Source organism: Halorubrum sp. GN11_10-6_MGM (assembly GCF_005435165.1).
In the GTDB taxonomy this organism is placed as follows: domain Archaea; phylum Halobacteriota; class Halobacteria; order Halobacteriales; family Haloferacaceae; genus Halorubrum.
In genome coordinates this window covers 1-24585 of the sequence record NZ_SGUC01000018.1, presented here as the reverse complement: position 1 = coordinate 24585, position 24585 = coordinate 1, and the positions used below count along the sequence as shown (strand labels likewise).

27 protein-coding genes and 1 pseudogene are annotated in these 24585 nt (G+C 67.4%); 14 read left to right on the top strand and 14 right to left on the bottom strand.

Going from position 1 to position 24585, the window contains the following annotated elements; all coding sequences use genetic code 11:
- Positions 1-73 precede the first annotated feature (73 nt).
- The 3 genes from EXE46_RS10220 to EXE46_RS10210 all read left to right on the top strand — a co-directional run bounded on the left by EXE46_RS10220 (position 74) and on the right by EXE46_RS10210 (position 2340).
- The gene (locus EXE46_RS10220; protein WP_137688329.1) at positions 74-994 is read left to right on the top strand and encodes a Dam family site-specific DNA-(adenine-N6)-methyltransferase; all 921 of its coding nucleotides are present in this window, start codon (positions 74-76) and stop codon (positions 992-994) included.
- An 87-nt stretch (positions 995-1081) separates the two neighbouring features.
- Positions 1082-1531: a universal stress protein gene (locus tag EXE46_RS10215; protein WP_137688292.1), complete on the top strand. Its 450-nt coding sequence runs from the start codon at positions 1082-1084 to the stop codon at positions 1529-1531.
- Positions 1531-2340, top strand: a complete 810-nt coding sequence (locus tag EXE46_RS10210) for a DUF63 family protein (RefSeq protein WP_137688291.1) — start codon at positions 1531-1533, stop codon at positions 2338-2340. The genes EXE46_RS10215 and EXE46_RS10210 overlap by 1 nt, the downstream gene beginning before the upstream one ends.
- A 13-nt stretch (positions 2341-2353) precedes the next feature.
- Here EXE46_RS10210 and EXE46_RS10205 read toward each other — a convergent pair whose 3' ends face one another.
- From EXE46_RS10205 to EXE46_RS10175, 7 genes are all read right to left on the bottom strand, one after another.
- Positions 2354-2836 (bottom strand): DUF456 domain-containing protein, encoded by a 483-nt coding sequence (locus EXE46_RS10205; protein ID WP_137688290.1) that lies wholly within the window; start codon positions 2834-2836, stop codon positions 2354-2356.
- A gap of 109 nt (positions 2837-2945) precedes the next feature.
- Complete coding sequence (locus tag EXE46_RS10200; protein WP_137688289.1) at positions 2946-3128, bottom strand: hypothetical protein; 183 nt, start codon at positions 3126-3128, stop codon at positions 2946-2948.
- Between the two features lie 86 nt (positions 3129-3214).
- Entirely contained in the window at positions 3215-3796 is a 582-nt protein-coding gene (locus EXE46_RS10195; protein WP_137688288.1) for a DUF2150 family protein, read from the bottom strand.
- A gap of 153 nt (positions 3797-3949) precedes the next feature.
- The gene (locus EXE46_RS10190; protein WP_137688287.1) at positions 3950-5152 is read right to left on the bottom strand and encodes an SDR family oxidoreductase; all 1203 of its coding nucleotides are present in this window, start codon (positions 5150-5152) and stop codon (positions 3950-3952) included.
- Positions 5149-6009, bottom strand: coding sequence for a TatD family hydrolase (locus EXE46_RS10185; protein ID WP_137688286.1), 861 nt, complete (start codon positions 6007-6009; stop codon positions 5149-5151). The genes EXE46_RS10190 and EXE46_RS10185 overlap by 4 nt, the downstream gene beginning before the upstream one ends.
- A gap of 83 nt (positions 6010-6092) precedes the next feature.
- The gene (locus EXE46_RS10180; protein ID WP_137688285.1) at positions 6093-7121 is read right to left on the bottom strand and encodes a ring-cleaving dioxygenase; all 1029 of its coding nucleotides are present in this window, start codon (positions 7119-7121) and stop codon (positions 6093-6095) included.
- A 543-nt stretch (positions 7122-7664) separates the two neighbouring features.
- Positions 7665-8537, bottom strand: coding sequence for a hypothetical protein (locus tag EXE46_RS10175; protein WP_137688284.1), 873 nt, complete (start codon positions 8535-8537; stop codon positions 7665-7667).
- Between the two features lie 140 nt (positions 8538-8677).
- On the opposite strand from EXE46_RS10175, the gene EXE46_RS10170 reads away from it, so the two are divergent.
- On the top strand, positions 8678-9043 hold the full coding sequence (locus EXE46_RS10170; RefSeq protein WP_137688283.1) for a cupin domain-containing protein: 366 nt from the start codon (positions 8678-8680) through the stop codon (positions 9041-9043).
- A gap of 141 nt (positions 9044-9184) precedes the next feature.
- Here the strand turns inward: EXE46_RS10170 and EXE46_RS10165 are convergent, their stop codons facing one another.
- Together EXE46_RS10165 and EXE46_RS10160 are read right to left on the bottom strand one after the other, a co-directional pair.
- Entirely contained in the window at positions 9185-9547 is a 363-nt protein-coding gene (locus EXE46_RS10165; RefSeq protein WP_137688282.1) for a hypothetical protein, read from the bottom strand.
- Positions 9544-11718, bottom strand: coding sequence for a penicillin acylase family protein (locus EXE46_RS10160; protein ID WP_137688281.1), 2175 nt, complete (start codon positions 11716-11718; stop codon positions 9544-9546). The genes EXE46_RS10165 and EXE46_RS10160 overlap by 4 nt, the downstream gene beginning before the upstream one ends.
- An 89-nt stretch (positions 11719-11807) precedes the next feature.
- Between EXE46_RS10160 and EXE46_RS10155 the strand changes: the two genes are divergently transcribed.
- Both EXE46_RS10155 and EXE46_RS10150 read left to right on the top strand, forming a co-directional pair.
- Entirely contained in the window at positions 11808-12548 is a 741-nt protein-coding gene (locus tag EXE46_RS10155; protein WP_137688280.1) for a molybdopterin-binding protein, read from the top strand.
- A gap of 69 nt (positions 12549-12617) precedes the next feature.
- Positions 12618-12974: a DsrE family protein gene (locus tag EXE46_RS10150; protein WP_137688279.1), complete on the top strand. Its 357-nt coding sequence runs from the start codon at positions 12618-12620 to the stop codon at positions 12972-12974.
- 58 nt (positions 12975-13032) lie between these two features.
- Here EXE46_RS10150 and EXE46_RS10145 read toward each other — a convergent pair whose 3' ends face one another.
- Positions 13033-13872, bottom strand: a complete 840-nt coding sequence (locus tag EXE46_RS10145) for an SDR family NAD(P)-dependent oxidoreductase (protein ID WP_137688278.1) — start codon at positions 13870-13872, stop codon at positions 13033-13035.
- A 72-nt stretch (positions 13873-13944) separates the two neighbouring features.
- Positions 13945-14508: a hypothetical protein gene (locus EXE46_RS10140; protein ID WP_137688277.1), complete on the bottom strand. Its 564-nt coding sequence runs from the start codon at positions 14506-14508 to the stop codon at positions 13945-13947.
- Positions 14509-14766: 258 nt separating this feature from the next.
- Between EXE46_RS10140 and EXE46_RS10135 the strand changes: the two are divergent.
- The 6 genes and pseudogenes from EXE46_RS10135 (at position 14767) to EXE46_RS10110 (ending at position 20180) form a co-directional block, all read left to right on the top strand.
- A pseudogene (locus tag EXE46_RS10135) lies at positions 14767-15347 on the top strand (IS6 family transposase).
- A 58-nt stretch (positions 15348-15405) separates the two neighbouring features.
- Complete coding sequence (locus EXE46_RS10130; protein ID WP_137688328.1) at positions 15406-16761, top strand: ABC transporter substrate-binding protein; 1356 nt, start codon at positions 15406-15408, stop codon at positions 16759-16761.
- A gap of 5 nt (positions 16762-16766) precedes the next feature.
- A complete protein-coding gene (locus EXE46_RS10125) occupies positions 16767-17681 on the top strand; it encodes a branched-chain amino acid ABC transporter permease (RefSeq protein ID WP_137688276.1) in 915 nt (304 codons plus the stop codon).
- Entirely contained in the window at positions 17678-18721 is a 1044-nt protein-coding gene (locus EXE46_RS10120; RefSeq protein WP_137688275.1) for a branched-chain amino acid ABC transporter permease, read from the top strand. Before EXE46_RS10125 ends, EXE46_RS10120 begins: the two co-directional genes overlap by 4 nt.
- Complete coding sequence (locus tag EXE46_RS10115; RefSeq protein ID WP_137688274.1) at positions 18718-19479, top strand: ABC transporter ATP-binding protein; 762 nt, start codon at positions 18718-18720, stop codon at positions 19477-19479. The genes EXE46_RS10120 and EXE46_RS10115 overlap by 4 nt, the downstream gene beginning before the upstream one ends.
- Positions 19476-20180: an ABC transporter ATP-binding protein gene (locus EXE46_RS10110; protein WP_137688273.1), complete on the top strand. Its 705-nt coding sequence runs from the start codon at positions 19476-19478 to the stop codon at positions 20178-20180. The genes EXE46_RS10115 and EXE46_RS10110 overlap by 4 nt, the downstream gene beginning before the upstream one ends.
- A gap of 32 nt (positions 20181-20212) precedes the next feature.
- Here EXE46_RS10110 and EXE46_RS10105 read toward each other — a convergent pair whose 3' ends face one another.
- Entirely contained in the window at positions 20213-21052 is an 840-nt protein-coding gene (locus EXE46_RS10105) for a VOC family protein (protein WP_158413944.1), read from the bottom strand.
- 88 nt (positions 21053-21140) lie between these two features.
- Here EXE46_RS10105 and EXE46_RS10100 point away from each other — a divergent pair, with 88 nt between their 5' ends.
- Positions 21141-21464, top strand: a complete 324-nt coding sequence (locus EXE46_RS10100; protein ID WP_137688271.1) for a tRNA-binding protein — start codon at positions 21141-21143, stop codon at positions 21462-21464.
- Positions 21465-21565: 101 nt separating this feature from the next.
- On the opposite strand, the gene EXE46_RS10095 is transcribed toward EXE46_RS10100, so the two are convergent.
- Entirely contained in the window at positions 21566-22549 is a 984-nt protein-coding gene (locus tag EXE46_RS10095; protein WP_137688270.1) for an ornithine cyclodeaminase family protein, read from the bottom strand.
- 175 nt (positions 22550-22724) lie between these two features.
- Here EXE46_RS10095 and EXE46_RS10090 point away from each other — a divergent pair, with 175 nt between their 5' ends.
- A complete protein-coding gene (locus EXE46_RS10090) occupies positions 22725-23885 on the top strand; it encodes an FAD-binding oxidoreductase (RefSeq protein ID WP_137688269.1) in 1161 nt (386 codons plus the stop codon).
- Between the two features lie 73 nt (positions 23886-23958).
- Here EXE46_RS10090 and EXE46_RS10085 read toward each other — a convergent pair whose 3' ends face one another.
- Entirely contained in the window at positions 23959-24477 is a 519-nt protein-coding gene (locus EXE46_RS10085; protein WP_137688268.1) for a thiamine pyrophosphate-dependent enzyme, read from the bottom strand.
- Between the last annotated feature and the right edge of the window lie 108 nt (positions 24478-24585).

Genomic DNA, 24585 nt, shown 5'->3' with positions numbered 1-24585 from the left:
CCTCGGCCGAGACCGACCCCCGCGAACGCGGCCCGGGACGTTTATCCCCGGGCGCGGGCGACACCCGACAGCGATGGCCGAGCCGATCCTGAAGTGGGCCGGCGGCAAGCGACAGCTGCTCGACGAGCTGTACGCTCGGTTCCCGGCCGAGTTCGGTCGGTACCACGAGCCGTTCGTCGGCGGCGGCGCCCTCTTCTTCGACCTCGAACCCGCGGGCGCGACGATCAACGACGCGAACCCGCGGCTCGTGAACTTCTACGAGCAGGTCCGCGACCGCCCCGACGAGCTGATCTCGCTGCTGGCGTCGTTCGACGACCCCGAAAGCGATCCCGACCCGGACCTCCCGTACGCCGAGGAGACCGCGCGCGGCCGGGACGTGGACGCCTACTACTACCAGCAGCGCGCGCGGTTCAACCGCCGGCCGTACGAGGGCGCGTTCGATCCGTTAGAGGAGGCCGCCCTCCTCCTGTATCTCAACCGCACCTGCTACAACGGGCTCTACCGCGAGAACGCGGACGGCGGATTCAACGTCCCGATCGGTCGGTACGCCGACCCCGACTGGGTCCAGCGCGACCGGGTCCGGCGCGCCAGCGACCTGCTCGCCGACGCCGAGATCCGTAACGGCGACTTCGCGTACGTCCTCGACGCCGCCGACCCCGGCGATCTGGTCTACTTCGATCCCCCGTACGAGCCGATGAGCGCGACCGCGAGCTTCAACGAGTACAGCGCCGCCGGGTTCGACCGCGAGGACCAGCGCCGGCTGCTCGACGTCGCCGGCGAGCTCGACGACGCCGGCGTGTGGGTCGTGCTCTCGAACAGCGGCGTGATGTACGACGCGTACGCCGAGGCGGGCTTCCGCGTCGACCGCGAGGACGCGACCCGCGCGATCAACAGCGACGCCGACGGCCGCGAGGCGGTCGACGAGATCGTCGCGACGAACGTCCCGCCCGCCGAGCGCGGTGCGGCCGGCCAGCGCGAGCTGTCCGGGTTCTGACTCGCTCGTCGACGCCACACCCCGCCCGGACCCGTTGGCACTCCCGTTAGGGCGGGCTTTTTGACCTCCCCCGCCGACGACCCGGGTATGACCGATCTCGACATCGACCTCGTCCTCGTGCCCGTCGACGGCAGCGAGGAGTCACACGAGGCGGTCGACTACGCGATCGCGCTCGCGACGGAGTACGGCGCGAGCGTCCACGCGCTGTACGTCCTCGACGAGGAGGTCGTCCGCGCGATCGACCACGGCGTGGTCGACGAGAGCGAGGTGGCCGACGACTCGGAGGCGTTCACCGACTCCGTCGCGCGCCGCGCGGAGGCGGCCGGGGTCCCCCACAGCAACTCGATCGCGTACGGCTTCTCCACGTCGGTGAAGACCGTCCACCCCGGGAGCGTCGTCCTCGACACCGCCGAGGAGCTGGAGTCGGACTTCATCGTCGTCCCGCGGGAGCCGGTCTCCGGCGACCCCGGCGAGGTGCTGGGCAAGGCCGCGGAGTACGTCCTCCTGTACGCGAGCCAGCCCGTGCTGTCCGTCTGATGGTCGGCGGCCTCCTCCCGGCGGGCACGACGCTGCCGCCCCTCCCGCACCTCCTCGTCGTCCTGCTCGCGACCGGCGGGGTCGCGCTCGCGCTCCGCCGACGCCGCCCGCGAGTGACCGGCCGCCGCGTGCTCGCGCTCGCCCCGTGGATGGCGCTCGGCTCCGCCGCGCACGTCCTCTACGTCGTCGACGCGCTCCCGCCGCTCCTCGCGCCGTTCGCCGGCTCGCCGACTGTCTACCTCACCGTGGGGGCGCTCGCGGGCGCGGCGTGGCTCGCGGCCGACGCCGCCCGGCCCGATCGGGTCGCGGCGACGCTCGCGGGCGCCGGCGCCGTCCTCCTCGTCCCCGTGGTCGCGGTCGCGGTCGGCACCGGAATCTCTCTCGCGGGCGCGCGCTGGTCGGCGCTCGCGCTCGCGCTCACCGTCCCGATTGCGGGCGCCGCCTGGGTCGGGCTGACGCGGCTCCGGCCCGAGACCGCGGTCACCGGCGGGGTGGGCGCCCTCGCGGTGTTCGGCCACGCGCTCGACGGCGTCTCGACCGCGGTCGGGACGACCCAACTGGGATTCGGCGAGCGCACGCCCGTCTCGCGGATCCTACTGGAAATCGAAGGGCTCCCGTCGGTGCCGGTGCTCGGTGAGGGGTGGCTGTTCCTCCTCGTGAAGCTCGCCGTCGCGAGCGCCGTCGTGTGGCTGTTCGCGGCGTACGTCCGCGAGGACCCGGCGGAAGGGTACCTCCTGCTCGGGTTCGTCGCGGCGATGGGGCTCGGCCCGGCGGCGCACAACCTGCTGCTGTTCTCCGTCGCGGCGTGAGGCCGAGCCGGGATCAGAGCACCGCCAGCGCGAACGCGACCGTGACGCCGGCGAGCAGGACGGCCTGGACGAACGCGCTGGCGAGGGCGCCGACCACCGCGTACGCCGCCTGCCGAGCGGCCTCGCGCGCGTCGCCGCCGTGCTCGTCGAGGGCCGCGACGAAGACGGTGCCGCCCAGTCCGACGACGAGCCCGATCGGCCCGAGCGGGATCAGGAGGACGATTCCGACCAGCGTCCCGACGACGACGGTTCGCGTCGACGCGCCGCCGAGCTTCCCGGAGACCATTCCCGACACGAGGTCCGCGAGCGAGGCCAGAAGCGAGACGAGGACGAGCGCGACCAGCACGGCGAGGCCCGGCTCGGCGAAGCCGGTGGTGTACGCGTAGCCGACGACCGTCAGCGCGGCGAGGGCGCCGCCCGGCACGAACGGGACGAACGCGCTGGCCGTCCAGACGACGAGCAGCGCGATCGCCAGTCCGGCCGCGAGAGAGACCATACGAGAGCAACGTCGCGCGCGCTCAAAACGCTTCACCCCGTTCCGTCGAGACTGACGGTCGCTGACCGCGACCAGCGACGGATGCGGAAGGCGCGGTCGGCGGCCGTGATCACGTCGAGTCGGTCTGCCAACCGATGAGTCTCTCGAATCCGTAGGTGAATCCGAGGAAGAGGGCGACGAACACGACCCACCGAAACGCGTCGAACGTCCCGGTGAACGCGAGGACGTTGAAGATGTACGACAGCGAGGCCCCGACGAAGGCGGCCGCGTAGAGGTTCCGACGGAGGTCCATAGCCGGGTCTCGGCCAGATTCGGCATAACTCTTCCTCCGGTCGCCGCCGCCTCGGTGGGCCCGGCCTACCGCCCGCAGCCCGCGACTCAGTCTTCTTCCTCGACGACTTCCGGGTCCTCGATGGCCGACTGGAGGGAGTCGAGGCCGTTGACCCACTCGGAGACGAGGCCGTATTCGAGGTCCTCGACGAGCTCGATGTCGAGCGCCTCGCCGTCGATGACGCGCGTCCCGGCCTGAACCACGTAGCCGAGCGCGGCGTCTAAGTCGTCGCCCTCCTCGGCCTCGGCGGCCGCGCGCACGAACTCGGTCACGTCGCCGTCGACGACGCCGCCGACGACGTACTCCTCGGCCGCGTAGAAGACGGGGACGAGCGAGGTCTGGACGCCGTCGATCAGCATCACCTTGTCCTCGTCGTCGAACTCGACGTCGGCGAGGACGATCTCGCGGATATCGCGGACCTCCTCGACGGCGCGCTCCTCGTCGATGCGCCCGTCGTCGAACGCCGCGAGCACCTTCACCACGGCGATCGCCGCGTCGTCCTGGAGGTTGAGGAGGAGCCGCGCCGAGTCCTCGTTCTCGGGGTCGAGATCCTCCTCGGCCAGCCTGTCGAGCCAGTTCTGCCAGCGTTCGTCGGTATAGAACGTTTCGACGGCGTCGTCGTCGGTCATGTCCCGTACGTCGCCCGGACTACTCAAATGCCTTTCCTATCGATCGCCGCGCGAGACCGCGTCTCACCCGCGTGAGTCCCGGATTCCGGGGAGGCGCTTCGGTCACGCGGTCCGCCCGCGACGGGGCCTCGCGACCGCACCACGGCTCGCGGGTCACGTCATCGGATCGTCGCCGAGGTCGGGGTTCTCGCGGGCGAACGCGACGAGCCGGTCGACGTACGACTCGAAGGGCGGGACCGAGACGGCGGTGCCCGCCAGCGCGTCGCTCGCGTTCGGACAGCGGTAGCGGGTCGGGTGGTCGAAGTAGTCGATCGTCGCCGGCTCCACGTCGACGCCGCCGGCCGAGAGCAGCCACGCGGCCGCCTTCGCGACCGGTTTCGGCGTCGGCACGGTGACGGTCCGGCGCCCCGCGGCGTCGCCGAGCGCCCCGACGAACTCGGGGACCATCAGGGGGTCGGGGTCGCAGAGCTGGTACGTCTCGCCGACCGTCTCCGGGCGGGCGCTCAACTCGGCGATCGCGTCGACGACGTAGTCGCGCGGGACGACGTTGAGTTCGGTCGCGGCCGCGCCGGGGACCGAGAACGCGACCGCGAGCCGCCTCGGTTGGGCGAGGAGCAGCCGGAGGAGGTTGTACGGCCCGTCGAGCTTGTCGGTCTCGCCCGTCTCGCTGTCGCCGACGGCGATCGCCGGCCGGTAGACGGTCGCGGGGAGCCCCTCGGATATCCGCTCGCGCACCGCGACCTCCGCGCGGTACTTGGTCTCCTCGTAGTGATTGTTGAACGACTGTCCCTCGCGGAGGTGTTCCTCGGTGAAATCCCCGTCGTACCGCCCGCTGACGTAACAGGTGGACACGTAGTGGAGGCGCTCGACGTCGACCCGCTCGGCGGCGTCGAGGACGCGTTCGGTGCCGCGGACGTTCACAGCCTCGGCGAGGTCGGCGTCGACGCTCAGGTCGTACACCGCCGCGAGGTGGTACAGCTCGTCGACGCCGCCGAGCAGGTCGGGGTCGTCGAGCGCCGACCCGAGACCGAGGTCCGGCTGCGTGATGTCGCCCTCGTAGAGGTGGACGGCCGGTGGATCGCCGTCTTCCGCGGAGTCGCCGTCTTCCGCGGAGTCGCCGTCTTCCGCGGAGTCGCCGTCTTCCGCGGAGTCGCCGCCGTCCGCGGAGTCGCTCCCGACCGCGGAGACGATCTCCCGGGCGCGACGCTCGGCAAGGTCGCGGTACTGCGGCTGTATCAGGCAGGCGACCGGGCCGTCGCCGCGGGCGAGGACGCGACGGAGGAGCGCCGAGCCGAGGAACCCGGGAAACCCGGTGAACAGGACCGCCGGCGGCCGCGAGGGGGCGGCGTCCGTCACGGCTCTTCCCGGTCCAGCGTCGCCTCGGTGTCGATCCCGTACACGTCCCGCGGCGTCTCCACGTGCGCCCGCCGGACGGCCTCGTCGCGCCCCGCCTCCAGCAGCCAGCGCACCCGTCGGGGAACGGTCTTCGGCCCCAACACCATCCCCGGCCGGTCCGGGTCGTCGACGAAGTCGGTCTCCATCAGGAACGGCTCGCCCGCCTCGGCGGCGCGCTCCAGTCGGTCCTTGTCGCTCATCACGCTCGGCGTGACGCCCGCCAGCTCGCCGGCCGCGTAGTGTTTGACGACCTTCTCGGGGTCAAGGCCGACGTCCTCGGCGACCGCCGCGAGGTCGGTGAGGTCCTCGGTGGCCTCGGTGTGGAGCTGGACCGCGCAGTCGACCGCGGCGCCGAGCTCGAACGCGCGCCGCGTGACCGCGTTCGACGCGTCCCACACGGCGTCGCTCACGTCGTAGTGGGGCCGCCCGGACTTCAGCGCGAGCGCGTCGCCGTCGGCGACGTACTCGCTCGCGACTTCCAGCCCGCCCGCCATGAGGTCGCGCGCCTCGCCGGGCGAGAAGCCCTGCTCGTCGACCAGCCGGCTGATCAGCCCGGGATGAACGCCGAGGACGGGCCACGCCCGGCCCGGAAGGGCCTCCGTCGCGGCCGCGACGGTCTCCAGCGTCTCCTCGAAGACGGCCCGGAAGTCGTCGGGCTCGTCGGGCTCGACGCCGAGCAGCCACGAGGGTTTGTTCACCACGAGCAGGTGCGTGCCGCCGAGCCGCGCGAACTCCTCGACCGCCTCGACCCCGCGGCCGTGCCGCGGGTCGAGGTGGAGGTGGTTATCCAGCACCGGCGTCCCGAGGTCCTCGGTCATGGGAGGGCGTTCGGCCGCGCGGGATTAGAAGGATCGGTCCTCGGTCGTCGCGCCGTCCGTCGGCGTCCGCTCAGTCGGCGCTCTCAGTCCGCGCGGTTCGCCGCGAACTCGGCGTCGGAGCGCGGCACCGTCACGTCGGGGAGGCCGGCCTTGATCGCCTCGCGACGCTCCTCGAACCGCCCGGGCAACACCAACCGCTCGCCGAGTTCGTCGAGGGGTTCGTCGCTCGCGTAGCCGGGGTCGGCGGTGGCGAGTTCGAAGAGGACGCCCGCGAACTCGCGGAAGTAGACCGAGCGGAACCAGTGGCGGTCGATCTGTTCTGTCGGGCGGAGCCCCATCGACGCCACCGCGTCTCGCATCGCGGACTGGTCGGCGTCGGTCGGGGTCTGGAACGCGACGTGGTGGACCGTGCCGCGCCCGGAACGCCCCTGTCGGTCCGCCTCGACGACGTCGACGTACTTCCCGACCGGCCCGCCCGCGGCGAAGCGGGTGCGCTCGTCGCCGGTCGCGGCGTCGGCCTCGGACTCGGTCTCGGCCAGCCCCATCGTCCGGAGGAGCCGCGCCGTGCGCTCGGGGTCGGCGATCCACAGCGTCACCGAGTGGAAGCCGCGGATCGCGGCCGACTCGGGGACGTGCGCGGTCCACGCCGTCGTCGGATCGTCGTCGGGAATCTCGACGGCGACCAGCTCGATCGGGAGCCCGTCCGGGTCGCGGAACGGGAGCACGGTCTCGCCGAAGCGCTCCTCGCGTTCGTCGTAGTCGACACCGCGCTCGTCGAACCGGTCCTCCCAGAAGTCGAGGCTCCCCTCGGGCACGCGGAACGCGGTGCGGGAGACCTGCCCGGAGCCGACCTCCCCCTCCGGGAGGTCCGTCCACGGGAAGAACGTCATGCTGGTGCCGGGCGTCCCCTCGGCGTCGCCGTAGAAGAAGTGGTACGTCCCGGGGTCGTCCTGGTTGATCGAGCGCTTCACCAGCCGGAGACCGAGCGTGTCCACCCAGAAGTCGAGATTTCGCTGCGGGTCGCCCGTCACGCAGGTCACGTGGTGGATCCCGGGCGTCGGCGTCGGGCCGTCTCCAGACCCGTTCTCGGCGGTCTCGGATTCGTCTGTCATACCCCAGCCTACGTCGCGGAGGGACTTGAATCGGCGCGGACACGGGTGTTACCGGGCCCGAAGTGCGTCGCCGAGATGCGCTGACAGCGGCTGCGATTTATAAACGTGCGGTGGCGCGTGCCTGCGAGCGGCCGCCCTCGGCGGCCGCGAGACAGCATGCGCGAGGGAGTCGGTCGCCGAAGCAGAGCGAGGCGACCGACGAGGCTGGGGAGGCGTGAGGTGCTGTGCGGTCGCGGTGCGGGGCGGGGCTCGAAGGGGCAGTCGCCGGCGCTACGCGCCGGCTGCCAGAGAATCTCCGATTCTCGCTGTCGCGAGGGCGAAGCACGCCGCAGCAAGCACCGCAGCGAGCAACGCGAGCGAGGAGCGCAGCAAGGCGCGCGAGTCCTCGCGACTGGGGCTTCGGCGGTGTTCGCCACCGATCTGTTGACGGTTATTTATAAGCGAGCGACTGGGGCTTCGGCGGTGTTCGTGTCGATCGGCGGTTTATAACTGAAATGGTATCACCGAGCCTCCCTCGGTGGCGGCTCGGTCCGAACGTATCGATCAGAGAGCTCGCGCCATCGCCCGTTCGATCCGATCCCCGAGCGTTTTCAACTGATCGCCGACCGCGCCGACCGCCGCTAACACCGGGTACGTGACGTCGAGGTCCTGATAGCAGTACGTCGCGAAGCCGACCTCGTCGCCGAGCGCGAGCCGACGTTCGTGGTCCGCGAGAACGCGCTGGCGGCGAGCCGCGATGCGGTCGCAGTCCGCTCTGAGCGCCACCGTCCGCGTCCGACAGGCGTCGAGCGCCCCGAAGCCGACGTCGGCCGCCGCGTCGTTCTCGTCGCCGAGCTCTCCGTCGATCGCGTCGATCTCCGTCCGGATCGGGTCGAGGCGCGACCGCGCGCGCTCGACGGACTCGGTCTCCGACTCCAGCGCGTCGCAGAACGCCTCGCGCTCCTGAACCGCGGTCTCGACGGCGCCGAGAAGCGATCGCTTGTACTCCGCGCGGAACCCCTGCGTCCGCGTGAGCGCGTAGGCGAGCTCGGGACCGAACTCCTCGGCGACGCTCCGCTCGTAGGTGTCGTCGTACTCCTCGGCGTAGTGCGGGACCGACATCACCGTGGCCTGATAGGCGTCCCTGACCGCCGCGAGCGGCGAGCCCGGGCGGGGCGCGCTCCCGCCCGCGTCCCACACCGCGCTTCCGGCCGGATCCCGAACCGCGCTCGACACGCCGGCGGGCGCGTTCGACGCGCCGGAGCCGAACCCGGCGCCCCCCGAGCCGCTCCCGCTCTCGTCCGGGATCGACGACACCCGACTTCGGAACGCCCGCAACGCCTCCCGTTCGTCGACGACGCGCCGGCGCTCGACGCGGAGGGCCGCCCGCGCCGCCCGGATCGGTCCGCTCCCCTCCTCCGCGTGGGTCGCTGCCATACGCCACGCCACGCCGGCGACCCTCCTAAGCGCTTATATGTGGGGTATCCTCCGACACGGAGGCGTTCGGACGCCTCCGGAGCGGTATATATCGCGCCGGCGAGGGGAGCGACTTTGACCCTTCGGTGCCGACCGTCGGTATGGAGAAAGTGTCCCTCGACGAGGCGTTCGACTCGTTCGACGAGCCGTGGTCGCCGCGGCTCGCCCGCGAACTCAACGGACAGGCGGTGAAGCTCGCGAAGGGCGACGGGGAGTTCGTCTGGCACAGCCACGCCGACGCCGACGAGCTGTTCTTCGTCCACGCCGGCCGGCTCCGGATCGAGTTCCGCGAGGCGGACGACGCGGTGTTGGAGGCGGGCGACCTGCTCGTCGTCCCCAGCGGCACCGAACACCGTCCGGTCGCCGAGCCCGAGGCCGATATCCTCCTCTTCGAGCCGACCGAGACGCGCAACACGGGCGACGTCGAGACCGACGAGACCGTGACCGACCTCGAACGGCTCGGCTGACGGGGCGGGTCCGCCCTCACGCGACGACCTGCGTCCGCTTCGGTCAGCCCTCACGCGACGACCTGCGTCCGCTTCGGTCAGCCCTCACGCGACGACCTGCGTCCGCTTCGGTCCGCCCTCACGCGACGGCCCGCGTTCGCTTCACACGACCGCTCGCGCGAGCGACCCGAACAGCGGCAGCCCCAGTCCCGCGCCGACCGTGACGTAGACGACCGGGATCATCTCCGACGCGGCGCCGGCCGCGGGGCCGAGCGAAACCGCGAACGCGGCGAGGACGACGACGCCCGCGGCGAGCGCGTACCCGACGCCGCGACGGGCGGTCGGCGCGACGAGCGACGCGAGCGCGCCCGCGGCGATCAGCCCGAGCCAGTGGAGCGACGCGAGCCCGACGCCGGCGGCGAGCGCGGCGACGAGCGCGACCGCGTGCGGGCGCGGCTCGGTCCTGACGCGGTCGCGGAGGGAGCGCGACTCCGAGGGCGCGGTCGACTCGGACGCGTCGCTCACTGTGACCCCTCCGTCGACCGCTCGAACCGAACGACCGGATCGCCGCCGGCGCCGAGCGGCATCGGTCGCTGGTCGTTGCCGAGCCAGCGCCGGAGCTGGTCGTCGTAGTGCTCGGAGAAGTAGTCGCCCGAGTTCCCGCCCGGGAGGACCGCGGTCGCGTCGGTTCCCGGTCGCACCACCATCCGCCAGCTCGACCCGACCGACGACTCGACGCGGTAGTTCTTCACCGTCGCGGGCGAGCCGTCCGCGGGCAGCTCCTCGTAGTTCAGGAACGGCGCCTCGCCGCCGAGGGGGTGGCCCATCGCGCGGGTGGTGTTGTAGTCGCCGTACCGCTGCCAGTCCTCCGAGCCGGCCCCCCCGACCTCGTCGAGCGCGTCGCGGAGGGCCGCGACCGCGAGGTCGCCCCGCGAGCGCCCGTCGAACAGCGGGTCGTCGTCCGGGAGCCGCGCCAGCGTCCAGTCGCTCGGGTAGTACGACTCGACGAGGCGGTCCGCGATCCGGGCGCCGCGGTACGGGGTCGCGTAGTCGACGCCGACGTAGTGGATCGGGTCGTCGATCGGGCGCTGGTTCGCCGTCGAGAGCGCGGCGGGGTCGATCGCGTGCGGCTTCTCTTCGAACGGGACGAACCCCTCCCACGAGGACTCGCCGAACGGCTCGAACCCCGCCCACTCTCCCTCGCCGGCGGAGCCGTCGAAGACCCGGTCGCCGTCGACGACCTCGCCGTCGGTCCGGCGGATCGGCAGCCGCCCGGTCGCGAAGTAGAGCGTTCGGCCGCCCGCGTCGGCGTACACGAGGTTCTGCGTCGGGAGGTCGAAGTCGCGGGTCGCCGCCAGCAGATCGTCGATCCCCTCGCTGCGCCCGTACGCCTCGATGGCGGTCGTCGTGCGCGTCGCGGTGTGGCCGGTCCACGCGACGCCGACCGTCCGCCCCTCGCGCTCGATGAGGGGGCCGTGAACGGTGCGTCGCACGCGGAGTTCGCGGTCCTCGCCGCCCGCGACCGGGATCGTCTCGCGTCGGTCGACCTCGAAGGGGCGCCACTCGCCGTCGTACCGGTAGCGCTCGCCCGCGTCGTCGATCTCGTACCGGTAGCAGTCGAGGACGTCCGCGCCGAGGTTGGTGAACGACCACGCGCCGCGGTCGTTCGCGCCCGCGATGACGAACGGAACGCCGGAGAACGTCGCGCCCCGCACCGACCGCTCCGGCGTCTCGACCGACTGCTCGTACCACAGCGGCGGCGCCTGGAGGGAGAGGTGCGGGTCGTACGCGACGATCGGCGTCCCGCTCGCGGTGTTGTCGCCGGAGACGACCCAGCTGTTCGAGCCGACGCCGGTCGGCGACTCGAAGCCGGAGAGCCAGTCGGTGAGCGCGGGGTCGACGGGGTCGGCGGAGCCGAACCCGGAGCCGCGCGCTCCCTCGTGAGATGCGCGCTCGCCCGCGTGCCTCGCGGACTCCCGCGTGCCCCCGAGCCGCGTCTCCGTCCCGTCGAGGATCGGGTACTCGTGGTCGTACTGCGTCGGGAACAGGGTTTCCGCGCGCTCCGCGCCGAGGCGGTCGGCGACGAGCGCGCGCCGGAGTTCACCGAAGCTCCCCGTGAGCGTCCACGAGATCTGTTTCTCCATCAGCATCGAGTCGACCGGGGTCCACGGCTCGGGCTCGTAGCCGATCAGCTCGAACTCCAGCGGGAGCGGCAGGTCCTCCATCGCCGCGTTGACGCCGTCGGCGAACGCCTCGACCAGCGGCCCCGCGCGCGTCTCGGCGACGGCGTCCCACGTGACCTCGGCGGCGTCGGAAAAGCCCATGGCGACGTTGAACTCATCGCTGTCGAGCGTCGCCTCGCCGATCACCTCGGAGAGCCGGCCGCGCATGACGCGGCGCTGGAGGTCCATCGCGAACAGCCGGTCGAACGCTTGACAGTAGCCGACCGCGAAGTACGCCGCGGGCTCCGCGTCGGCCGTCACCTGCGGAACCCCGAACTCGTCGCGGGCGACGCTCGCCGCGCCGTGCGGGCTCTCGACGGTCTCCGGGAGCGATCGGTCGGCGGCGTCCCACGCCTCGCCCGACGGCGGGGCGAACGAGTCGAGGAGGTCGGCCGCGTCGCTCGCCGCCAGCCCCGCGCTCCCGGCCGCGAGGACGCTCGCGAGGACCGCGCGGCGCGTGGTGTCGCGTGTCACCTCCCGATCCAGACCGCGATCCCTCATTATCATTCGGGTTCGAGTTCGGCGGGAAACGTACATCCGTCGCCCGACCGAACCGGAGATCGATGGAGGTCGCGCTGATCACGGTCGGTGACGAACTGCTCTCGGGGGACACGGTGAACACGAACGCCAACTGGCTCGCCGCCGAGTTGAGCGAGCGCGGCGTCGCTGTGGCGCGGATCCTCTCGATCCCGGACGACCGGGCCGAGATCGTGGCGCGGGTCCGGGAGTACGCCGCGGCGTTCGACGCCGTGATCGTCACGGGCGGGATCGGCAGCACTCCCGACGACGTGACGATGGAGGCGGTCGCGGACGCGTTCGACCGCGGGATGGCCCCAACCGACCTCACGCGCGAGTCGGTCGAGCGCCGGCTGGCCGCGATCCGCGAGCGCGTCCCGGACCGCGAGTTCGACGTCGACGTCGCGGCCGAGGCGGCGGTCCCCGAGGGGAGCCGCCCGTTGCTGACCGAGGCGGGGCTCGCGCCGGGCTGCGTGGTCGAGAACGTCTACGTCATGCCGGGCATTCCGGACGAGCTGAAGGCGACCTTCGAGACGGTCGCCGACGAGTTCGCCGGCGACCGGCGCTCGCGGTTCCTCTACACCGTCGAGCCCGAGTCGAACATCATCGACGCGCTGGAGGCGGCCGGGGAGCGGTTCGACGTCGCCGTCGGCTGTTACCCCGACCGCGAGGCCGACCACAACCGGTTGAAACTGACCGCGACCGACGGCGACGCGCTCGACGACGCCGCGACGTGGCTGCTGGAGCACGCGAACGCGAGCGAGACGCCGGTGTCCCGAGACTGGTGAGACGGTCCGGCGATCCGGACACACAGCCGCGGACCGGTTTTGTACGAGTGCGATATATCGGGCGATACGATGGCGAAAGCAGCAATCGTGATCCTCGCCGGTAACGAGTCGCACGCAGACTACGGTCGCCTCGCGAACGCGCTGGAGGCGGCCAAGGAGTTCGCCGAGAACGACGGCGACGAACTGAAGCTCATCTTCGACGGCGCCGGGACGCAGTGGGTCCCGGAGCTCGAAGACGAAGAGAGCGACTATCACGAGCTGTACCAGACCGTCCGCGACGACGCCGCGGTCTGCGACTACTGTTCGAGCGCGTTCGACGTCGCGGACGCGGTCGACGACGCCGGGCTGGCCACACTCGCGGAGTACGACGGCCACCCGAGTATCCGGTCGCTCGTCGACGACGACTACGAGGTCATCACGTTCTGATCGGTCGGACAGGCCCGTCGCCTCAGGAGAGTCCGACCGTTCCGTTCTCCCGACCGCCTCAGTCGGCCGCCTGCCCGCCGTCGACGGGGACCGTGTGGCCCGTGACGTAGGAGGCGTCCGACGAGCAGAGGAACGCGACGACACCGGCGATCTCCTCGGGGTCGGCGATCCGCCCCATCGGCACGTCGCGCATCGCGGCGGTGTCGTAGTCGGCCCGAATCGTCCGGATAGCCGTTCGGATCAGTCGGAGGGCGGTCCGGAGCCGGTCCCGGAGCGAGGGCGCCGACCCGCCCGGGCCGTCGCCGAGCAGCCCGGACTGGATGTTCGTCTTCGTCGGGCCGGGGGCGACCGCGTTGACCCGGATCCCTCCCTCGGCGTGTTCGAGCGCGACCGACTTCGTCAGGCCGACCACACCGTGTTTGCTCGCCGAGTAGCTGGAGAGGCCGGGCATCCCGACCAGCCCGGCCTCCGACGCCGTGTTGACGATCGCGCCGTGGCCCTGTGACTTCATCACCGGGAGTTCGGCCTTCAGACACGCCCAGACACCCTTCAGATTGACGTCGATGATCCGGTTCCAGCGCGCCTCGGAGATCCCCGTCACGTCGACGAAGTCGGTCAGGATTCCGGCGTTGTTGTGCGCGAACTCCAGACTCCCGTACGTCTCGACCGCGACGTCGACCATACGCTCGACCGACTCGGTGTCCGCGACGTCGACCTCGACGAACGTCGCCTCGCCGCCTGCGTCGTCGATCAGCGCCGCGGTTTCCTTCCCCTCGGCCGTCGCGATGTCCGCGACGACGACGTTCGCGCCCTCCTCCGCGAACCGGAGCGCGGAGGCGCGTCCGATTCCCGAGCCCGCGCCCGTAACGAGGGCGGTTCCGCCCGCAATTCCGTTCATGTCACCTCGCTAGTCGACTCGTCGCCTCAAAACGGTGCCGGCGGCGCGCGCGACGGCGTTCGCGACCCGCGGTCAGTACCGCGAGAAGTTGTCGTCGGGGTAGACCCGGTCGTCGGCGAGGTCTACCACGTCGAGCGACGCCAACCGACGCAGCCGCTCGGCCGCGTCCGTCTCGTCGAGTCCGAGTTCCGTGGCCCGGCGGAGCACGCGCTCGCGCGTCGGCACCGATTCGACGAGTCCGTCGTCGTCTAACACCAACTCCTCGGCGATGATCGCCTTCAGGATCGCGCCGTGCTGGCGCTTCGAGGGCGTCCTGTCGTCGCCGGTCCACTCGATAGAGAGCGTGCCGTCGTTGTTGACGTGCGAGACGACGAACCCGTCCGGAAGCGACTCCGTCAGCGCGGCCACGAGCGCCGCCCGATCGAGGCGCGCCGTGAACCGATACCGGTGCCCGTCCGCCGACCGTCCGGCAACCTCGACGTTCGCCCCGGCGCGCTCGACGGCGTCGGCGACCGACGCGGACAGCCGCCGCCCGATCGCCGACGCCGCCTTGTCGCGCTTCTGCGCGGCCTTCTTCGCCTCGCTCGCCGCCCTGTCGTGTGCTTCCATCCGCTCGTGTAACGGCGTGTCGTCCATACGCCTTCACTCGGAGCCAACGGATTACCTCTTCCGTCCGGTTCCGGATCGTCGTCTCCTGGAGATGCCGCTCGTCGTTGCGAGGAATCAGAGATGGGTTGGGGCGGATTCGACCCCGCCGACCGCGCTCGCTCCCACGGTCGCTCGCGCCGGCGGTTGAATCGCTCCGGCCCGACCGCTGGGCCTCCGCCTCGCCCCAACCATCGCCGGCCGCTGGCCGCCGATTAGGGGCGTCAACCACCTGCCGTGTGAGGGTTTGTGGAGCGAGAAGCAACACCGAAGCTATTGATGAAGCTCAGTATTCAGCTTCATTTGGCTGGATTATCGCTTTCGAATACTGTTTCGTTTCTTGAGGTATTTGGTGTTGATCGGGTTCGGTCCACCGTTCACAACTGGGTTCACAAAGCTGATCTACAGCCGGAATCTGGTCGGAGCCCGAATCACGTTGCGGTCGATGAGACCGTGATTCGACTTGATGATGAACAGTATTGGCTGTACGCTGCTGTCGATCCAGAAACGAACTATTTACTCCATACACAGCTTGAACCGACAAGAAACAATGCTCTCGCAGATCAGTTTTTCGCAGATCTCCGCGAGAAACACGACGTAGATGACGCGATCTTTCTCGTTGATGGCGCGGTTCCACTTCACCGGGCGTGTGACAAACACGACCTCGATTTCAGATACGAGCGACATGGAAATCGAAACAGCTCCGAAAGTGTATTTCGTGAGGTAAAACGCAGAACTACCATCTCTCAAACTGTTTCAGTAACGCCGAAGCAGAAACAGCAAACGAGTGGCTCAGACCGTTCGCCTTCGCATGGAATCAGCTTATCTGAACACTACCACCATTCTTGCCACAAGTTTTATTTAATCCCACTCAGGCTTCTACTACAGATGTCTCCTGATAACACTACCCACACAAATCGTCGTGCGTTGCTCACCATCGCTGGGGCCGCCGGGATTGCGGGCATCTCCGGCTGTGTCGGATTCGGAGGGAATGGCGATGGAGGCGATGGAGGGGGCGGCGACGGAGACGGTACGGACGGTGGGACGGGAGGTTCAGACGCTCCCGAGACAATTACGCTCGGACAGCCCGCGTCGCTCAGCGGCCAGTGGGACTTCCTCCAACCCGGTATCTCACAGGCGACTGACGCTGCTGTCAACCATATTAACGAGGCCGGTGGTCCACTGGACGCCGAACTCGAAGTCGCCCGCCGCGATACCGCGGTCAGTCCGCAGGAGGCGCGGACCGTGACGACACAGTTGGTCGAGAACGACGATGTCACGGCGATCATCGGGTTGTTTTCGAGTGAGATCAATCCGCTCTGGGATCACCTTCAGGAACTCTCGACCCCAGTCATCACCCCGTGGCCAGGATCGACCTTCCTTGATACTCGTGGAGGTGACAAGGGAACCCCTGAAGATTTGAGCGACGACGAGTGGGTGTGGCGGACCGTCGTCGGTGACACGGTCCACACGAGCGGTAGTGCCGCCTTCGCAATTGAGGAAGGCCTCGACACATTAGGTGTAATCAACGGGACTACCGAGGGAGAGCGGAGCTACGTTGAGGGGTTTGTCTCCGCCTACGAGGCCAACGGCGGGACTGTCGCCGAACGGGTGGAGGTCGAACTCGGTGCTTCGAGTTATCAATCGGCGCTCAGCCGCTTGTTCGAGGCTGATTTCGATGCGTTCCTCATGAGTCTCCCACAGGAGTCAGCGATCACAGCACTGAGCGACTGGTCCGACGGTGGGTACGGTCGACAACCGATCCTCTCAGACACGCTGACATCACAGGCGGTAATCGATCAGGTTGGTAGCGATCTCAACGGTGCCTGGGGAGCCACTCCCGGGCAATCCGGGCCGAACTACGACACGTTCGAAGATATCTACTCCGAGGCGGGTGACGCGGATATCAACGCTTGGACGCCCCCGGCTTGGGACGCGGTTCAAGTGACTGCGCTCGCAATCGAACGGGCAGGCGAGGCCACACCAGAAGCGATTCAACAAAACCTCGGTCCGGTCAGCGGAGGCGAGGGGACGGAGGTCAGCACGTTCGCCGAGGGGAAGGAGGCGCTCGCAAACGGCGAGGAAATAAACTACCAAGGCGCCGCAACCCCGGTCAACTTCACCCAGCACGGCAACGTGTTCGGGTCGGTCAGCATCAATACGGCACAGGACGGCGAGTTCACTCAGACGAGTGAGGTCTCCGCCGCGGATGTCCGGAGTTTCGTCGAGGAAGGCCAGTACTGATCTCGATGGGACTCCTTCAAAACATTATTTTCGGAGTGGTCACGGGCTCGTATATCGCCATCGCCGCGATCGGATTCACTCTGATCTACGGGATCGTGAACATGATCAACTTCGCGTACGGCGAATACCTGACTCTCGGCGCATTCATCGGATTTTTCGCGGCGACCACGTTCCCTATCCCGCTCCCGGTCGCTGCACTCGTCGCAATGGCCGGCGGGGGACTTGCGAGTATCGTACTCGCACGCGGCTTCTTCACTCCGATAAATCAGACCGGGCCGGTTCCGTTACTGTTGACGTCGATTGGTCTCGGCATCGCTCTTCGAAATGCTATCCGCCTCGTCGCGGGACGAGAGGCCCGGTACTACGATACCGAGACGACGACGTTTCGATTCGATGCGATCCCGGACCTCTCGGTCGGGTCCGTAGATCTCCTCGGCGGATTCTTCGTTACCTCGGAACAACTGATAGTGGTCGCGTCTGCCGTCACCGTTTTCGTTGCCATCCACGGTCTCCTAACCCGGACAGATGTCGGGATCGCAATGCGGGCGATGGGCGACGACGAGAATCTCGCTCGGGTCCGGGGAATCGACACGCAACTGATCCGCGACAGTGTCTGGGTGCTGGCTGGCGTTCTCGCAGGGCTTTCGGGCGTTCTCTTGGCTATTCAAACGAACGTGAACGCGACAACAGGGTTCAGTCAGATCCTCCAGATCCTCTCCGCAGCCATCCTCGGCGGTGCGGGGAGCCCGTACGGCGCAATCCTCGGTGCGTACCTCATCGGGATCGTGTTGGCGCTCTCGACGGCGTTTCTCCCGTCGGGGATGAGCGGCCTCTCCTCCGCAGTTGCGTTCGCTATTCTGATCATCGTGCTGCTCGTCAAACCGAGCGGAATCGCGGGAACGGAGGTGCGTGAAGCATGAGCGCCCTCGATCGGATCCCAACAGACAACGGTGATCTAGCCCTCCTCGCGGGGTTGTGTTGTGTACTCCTCGGCGGGCTATTTGCGTTGACGCCGCTTCGAGCCCAACTTCCCAGCGCGTTTTACGTCTTCGTCGAGGTCGGGATCCTCTTCGTGATCTACGGACTGCTCGTGCTCGGACTCGATCTCCAGTACGGCCACACCGGCCTCGTCAACTTCGGTCACGTCGCGTTCTTCGCAGTGGGCGCGTACGGAACGGCGATGCTCTCTGCGCAGGACACCTTCGCCGGAATCGGGCTTGGATACCCCTGGCCCCTCGCTCTCGGTGTCGGTGTCGTGGCTGCTGCGCTGGTCGGACTCGGTGTCAGCGTCACCTCAATCCGGCTTCGAGGAGATTTCCTCGCCATCGTGACTCTCGCGGCCGCCGAGATACTCCACTCGATATTCGTCAACTTCGAGGGAGTGTTCGGCGGGAACGTCGGGATCCTCGGTGTTCCGCGCCCGATCGCCGCACTCGTCGGCGACGCCGATACCCGGCTTGCTGCGACACTACTCGTCATCGGCGGCATCACGTTGGTGACACTTGCCGGAGTAACCCGGCTCACGAGCGCTCCGTACGGCCGCGTGCTCCGGGCCATCCGGGCAGACGAGCTCGTCACTCGGTCGGTCGGCAAATCTACGGTCACCTACAAGACACAAGCGTTCGTCTACGGGGCAGCCCTCGCGGGGCTCGCTGGCGGGTTATTCGCGCTCTACAACGGCGCAGTTGCGCCGGGATTCTTCACCATTCAGGTGACGGTGACGGTGTGGATTGGCATGTTGCTTGGCGGCGCCGCGAACCACCGGGCTGTCCTAGCCGGGCTGGCGATCATTATGGGACTACGACTCATCTCACGGTTTGCGCTCGACGTGACGCCAGTCTCCTCGGACGTGTTCGCCTCCATTCGACTCGTCGTTGTCGGGCTCATTCTCGTCGCGGTGATCCGGTACCGACCGGCCGGGATCTGGGGAGATCCGCAGGAGTTAGGGGTGGACCGATGAGTCTCCTGTCCGCCGATGAACTCGTGAAAGAGTTCGGCGGTCTGCGGGCCATAGACGGACTTTCGGTGTCGATTGATACGGGAGAACTCGTGGGCGTTATCGGCCCGAACGGCGCGGGAAAATCAACTTTGTTCAATTGTATCAGCGGCGTCATCACGCCGGACGAGGGAGTCGTGACGTACGACGGGACAGAGGTGACCGGGGACCCGCCGGAGAAGCTCGCCAGACGCGGGCTGGTTCGAACGTTCCAGTCTACGAGAGAGCTGGAGACAATGACTGTTCGTGACAACGTGCGGCTCGCCGCACCCGATCAGCCCGGTGAACAGACGCTTTCTGCGCTGCTTCGCACCGACTCGATGCAGTCTGCGGAACGAGCTGTTCGAACTCGTACAGACGAGTTGCTTGAGACATTCGAACTCGATCATCTCGCCGACGAGTACAGTGGGAACCTCTCTGGGGGGCAGCGGAAGCTTCTGGAACTCGCTCGCGCGTTGATGTTAGACCCGGATCTGCTGATGCTCGACGAACCGTTCGCCGGGGTGAATCCCACGCTGACCGATGAAATCGCCGAACGAATACGTGAACTGAACGAGGACGGGATGACTGTGATCATTATCGAACATGAGCTCGAAACACTGACTGAGTTGGTCGACAGACTGATCGTGCTCCAACAGGGTCGGATACTTGTCGACGGACAGCCGGATGACGTGTTGTCGGACGACCGCGTCATTGAGGCGTACCTCGGAGGTGAAGTGTGAGCCTGCTCGACGTAGAGGACCTGGAGGCTGGCTACGGTGACATCAAGGTCTTATCTGAAATAAATCTCCGCGTCGAGGACGGAGAGTACGTTACCATCGTCGGGCCCAACGGGGCGGGCAAATCGACGGTCATGAAGGCGATTGTGGGACTCGCAGATTGCTTCAGCGGAACGATCACACTGCGAGGAACCAATATCGCAGGTATGCCGCCCGAAGAAGTCGTTTACGAGGGAATCGGGTACGTCCCCCAATCGAATAACATCTTCCCGACACTATCTGTTGAAGAGAATCTTCGGATCGGAGCGTACGTACTGGAGACAGTCCCGGAAGAGCGGAAACAGGCAGTATACGACCGATTCCCCGTCCTTGCGGACCGTACCGACGAGGAGGCCGGATCCCTGTCTGGCGGCCAGCAACAGATGCTTGCGATGGGATGCGCGTTGATGCTCGATCCCGACGTCCTGTTGTTGGACGAGCCGAGCGCGGGGCTTGCGCCTGACCTCGTTGATGATATGTTCGACCGTGTCGACAGGATTAATGACGCGGGAACGACCGTGCTGATGGTCGAACAGAACGCCAAAGAGGCGCTCCGGCGCTGCGATCGCGGCTACGTCATCGCTAACGGTGAGAACCGGTTCGAAGACGATGGGGAGGTTCTCCTCAACGACGAGGAAGTCCGGCGACAGTTCCTCGGCGGGTGACCAACAGTTTCCAGTCGTATTCCCTCGGTCGATTACTCATTTCCCGGAACAACGCCGATATACCGACAGCCGACCGGGTCCGTTATCGACAGCCATTCGACCGGACGTCCCATGAACGAGTCTTCAACGGCGTCGCTGAACTCTGAAGTGATCTCTCCGTCAGACCCGAGTAGGTACCCGACCGGGCGCGGACCGAATTCGTCGATACGGTCAGCGAGGAACCCCTCCACTTGCGGCTCCACTAGGGCGACTGGCTGATCTGGGTAGGACGCGACAGTCGCCGAAAGCCGCTGGTCGTCACCGCGGTTTGGGTCGGTCATCTCGAAGGCTGTTTCGAACTCCTCGATCGCCGCCTCAAGATCAGGGACACCAAGTATTACGGTGTCGACGCCGTGTACCAGTGACTCTGCCAATCCGCCCGTCGGTTGGACACGACGCTCGCGCGGCGTCCGATCGCTGATGAGAAACGGGAGCGTCGACCCTAGTTCACCCTCCCCGAGTGTCGTGAGATCCCACTCAACGAGCGTCCCGTCGTCACGGACCCGTTCGTACTGGTTCGGCCCGTCGACGGTGATACCCCGGTCAGCAAGGTCGGCACTTACTGTCTCGATATCGTCGACGCGGACTGCCCACGCGCACGGACCCCCGTCCCCGTGGATAGGGTCGTTCCACCACGGTGACTCCTCGTCGGGGTTAACCGTCGAAATGAGTTCGAGGTAGCTTCCGTCACGGAAGCCGACGACAGACATGTGAGTGACTCCGTTCGAGTGTCGGCCGCCGTACTCTGCCTCTAGTCCGGCCTGACTGAACGACTCACCGAGCCGATCGAGCTCCTGACCGGCGACCGTCACGTGGTCGATCTGGAGATCCATTGAGTCCTCCTTCGCAACACGGGCCTTCATTCGTTTCGGCCGGCTCAACCGGTATCTCTAATCCCTCTTCAAATAATATGTTCACAGCATGGCGGAAGCTCCCTTCGACCTGACGGCGCGAGTGGCGGAGGTCTCTGATGCGGAACCGTTTCCTGAGGCGAACAAGCCAGAGATGGTCAAACTGTGGCTTGACCTCGGCGAGGAGTCACGACAGTCGGCGGCGCAGCTTGGTTACCATCACGATGCGGCAGACCTCGTCGGTCAACAGGTACTCTGCGTCACGGACCTCGGATCGATCCGCATTGCCGGATTTAATTCGGAGGCGTTGACGCTCGGCGTTCCGGGCGACGACGGGAATCCGGTACTCGTGACCCCAGAAAAATCTGTCCCGCTCCACGGCGAACTGTACTGAGAGAAACGATGGGCACCGACCGGGTCCGGTCGCCGAGTCACGGATCCCATTCCTCCGCGGCAACTCCTACGCCCGGCCCTAAGCACTCCCGCTTTCCGCCGTCACTCATCGGGGAATAGTTCGACGTCGGTACCGTCGTTCGCCTCGGCGGCGCGGCGATAGATCGCATCGGTCGCGGCGGCGTCCAGCGTCGCCGAGCCGACCGACGCAACGACAGCGCGAGTCCCCGGCGAGAGATCATGATCCCCGTCGCCGAGGATCGATCCGAACTCAACGAGATCAGACGCTGTGAGGTCGGTTCCACGGAAGTCTCCGGTCTCGATCACCTCAGACGGGACGTCGGCGAACACCGTCTCTGCACCCTCGATCACCGTCTGTTCGAGTTCTCGCATCTCCTCGGTGAACGCGCCGATGGCGACGACGAGCGTCTCATCACCTAACTCGGCCGCCGGAAACACCGGCTCGGTCGCGGTAGTCGCCGTGACGACCGCATCGGCGCCTCTCACTGCTGTGGCCGGGTCGTCGACGGCGCGAGCCGGAATCCCTTCGCCCGAGAGGTCACGCGCGCACGCTTGCCGGGACTCGCTCGGGGAGTACACGCGCACGTCTTCCAGTCCGGCGACGGTCGCAATTGCGCGAGTCTGCCAGCGTGCCTGTGCGCCCGCCCCGATAACCCCTAGCGTCAGCGGATCGGGGGCTAGTTCCCGGGCGGCCAGTGCGCCGATACACCCCGTCCGGGCGTTCGTGATCATCGTCCCCGCCACGACCGCCTCCGGAATCCCGGTGCGGGCGTCAGTGAGTGCGATCTGCGCGTTGATCGTCGGGAGTCCCCGGTCGACGTTTCCCTCGTGGACACCGACCAGCTTCGTCGCGTACCGCTCGGCCCCGTGAATGTACGCAGGCATCGCAATAGCGGTGCCTTTCGACGCCGGTCCGTCGAGTCCTTGGCCCACTGGGAAATGTGGGCGTTCAGGCCGCTCGACTTCGTCTACGGCCTGCTTCACGAGTGCCTCTCCTACGATTTCGACGAGAGACGCTAAGTCTAGGTGTCGTTCGACGACGGTCTCAGGAATCACGCGAACCATATCGACCCCGACGACTGGTGATGACTTAGGTATTGTTAGCTTCTAGCACGGCCATCCCGAGTACTTCGGTCACGAGCGTCCAGAGCGGCTCGACTGCGATACGCCTGAACGGCTGCCGACAGCCGTGTCAACCGTTCACCCGTGTTAATTTATACCAGTGACACGATACGCCTCTATGAGAGTCCTCGTGTGCGGCGGCGGCATCGTCGGTCTCGCAGCGGCACACGCGTTAGCAGACCGCGGGGCCGACGTGACGCTTTGCGAGCAAGGCTCGCTCGGCGGGGGCAGCACTGCCCGGTCAGCCGGCGGGATCCGATCGCAGTTCTCCACTCGGATCAACGTCGAACTCTCACTGTTCAGCAAACACGTTTGGAACACCTTCGAGGATCGATTCGACGTCGATATCGGATTGCGAACGAGCGGATACCTGTTCCTCGCGCGAAGCGAATCAGTGGCCGAGCGATTCCGCGACGACGTCCAGATGCAACGCGACCTCGGAGCCGAAACCGAATTCCTCGACCCGGGAGCGGCGACCGAGTACTGTCCGGAACTCAACACCGAACGCTTCCGCGCCGCGACGTACAACCCGACAGACGGGTTCGCCGACCCGAACCTCGCCGTACAGGGGTACGCCGAGGCCGCCCGCGGTCTCGGGGTCGAGATCCGACCCAAGACGACGGTCACTGATATTCATCGGTCCGGCGATCGCGTCGTTGGTGTAGACATCGTCGAGAACGGAGCCACGGAGCGGATCGACGTTGATTACGTCGTCAATGCGACCGGCGCGTGGTCGTCCAGACTCGCTGAAATGGCCGGCACGACGCTCCCGATCTCCCCGCGACGACGGCAAATCGCCGTCGTCGCCCCGTCAAAACAGGTTCCCGAGTCAGTACCGCTGACAATCGATATAGAAACGGGATCGTACTTCCGACCCGAGCGCGACGGCGCCGCGATCGTCGGCGGACACTTCGCCGAGGACGACCACGCCGTCGATCCGGACGGGTACGACCGGAACATAGAGATGGAATGGGCCGCCGAAGCGGTCGAGCGTGCCGCCGACTGCGCGGCGTACTTCGGCCCGGAAACGCGGATCAAACGGGGCTGGGCCGGGCTGTACGCAGTGACGCCCGACAACCACCCGATCCTCGAGGAGACGCTCCCGGGCCTCGTGACCGCTGCCGGGTTTTCCGGTCACGGGTTCCAACACGCACCGGCGACCGCGCGGATCGTCTCTGACTTAATTTTCGACGGCGAGACGGATCTCGTCGACGTCTCCCAGCTCGCGGCCAATCGGTTCGAAAACGGGTCACCACTCGACGAACAGAGCGTCGCGTGACCTGCGCACAGACCATCCCAGCTACTGTCGGCAGTGACACTAGGACACGATTCCGGGGCGGACGACGTTCAGGCTACGATGAGTCGGTCGAGAGCGACTCACGGACACGCCGAGCGATGTACGGGAAATCGAACGGTGGTCGTGCGTCGGGATCGATGGGGTCGACGTGGCACACGATGACGGTGACGCTCGATGACTCGGTGGCCTCCCGGTAGGCGTCTGTGAACGCCTCAGAGTCCCGAACAGTGACTGCGTCGAGACCGCTGTTTTCAGCGATCCCGGCGAAATCGGTGTGCTTAGCCTGAAGCGACTGCCCGCCCGTCGTTCCGTAGACGTCGTTCGCCCACACGACGACCGTCAGGTTGTCAGGATCGCATCGCGCGACGGTCGTGAGCGTGCCGAGCGACATCAGCAACGACCCGTCGCCTTCCAGGACGGTGACGGGTTCGTCGGTGCTGATGGCGAGGCCGAGTCCGACGGCTGTCGTCACGCCCATGCTTCCCCACTGGTAGAAGTTTCTGGGTCGCTCAGCGTCCGAGACGCTCGCCAGAACGTAGGACGCGACACCTAGGTTCAGTACCTCACAAAGCATCCTCGACTAGCTGTTTCTGAAGCCTGAGTTTTGTATCGAAGCGGTTGTACTGACGGTCTCGACGGGAGAATCACGGACCGATCGACGGGGAGTTGTCGCTGTCGGCGG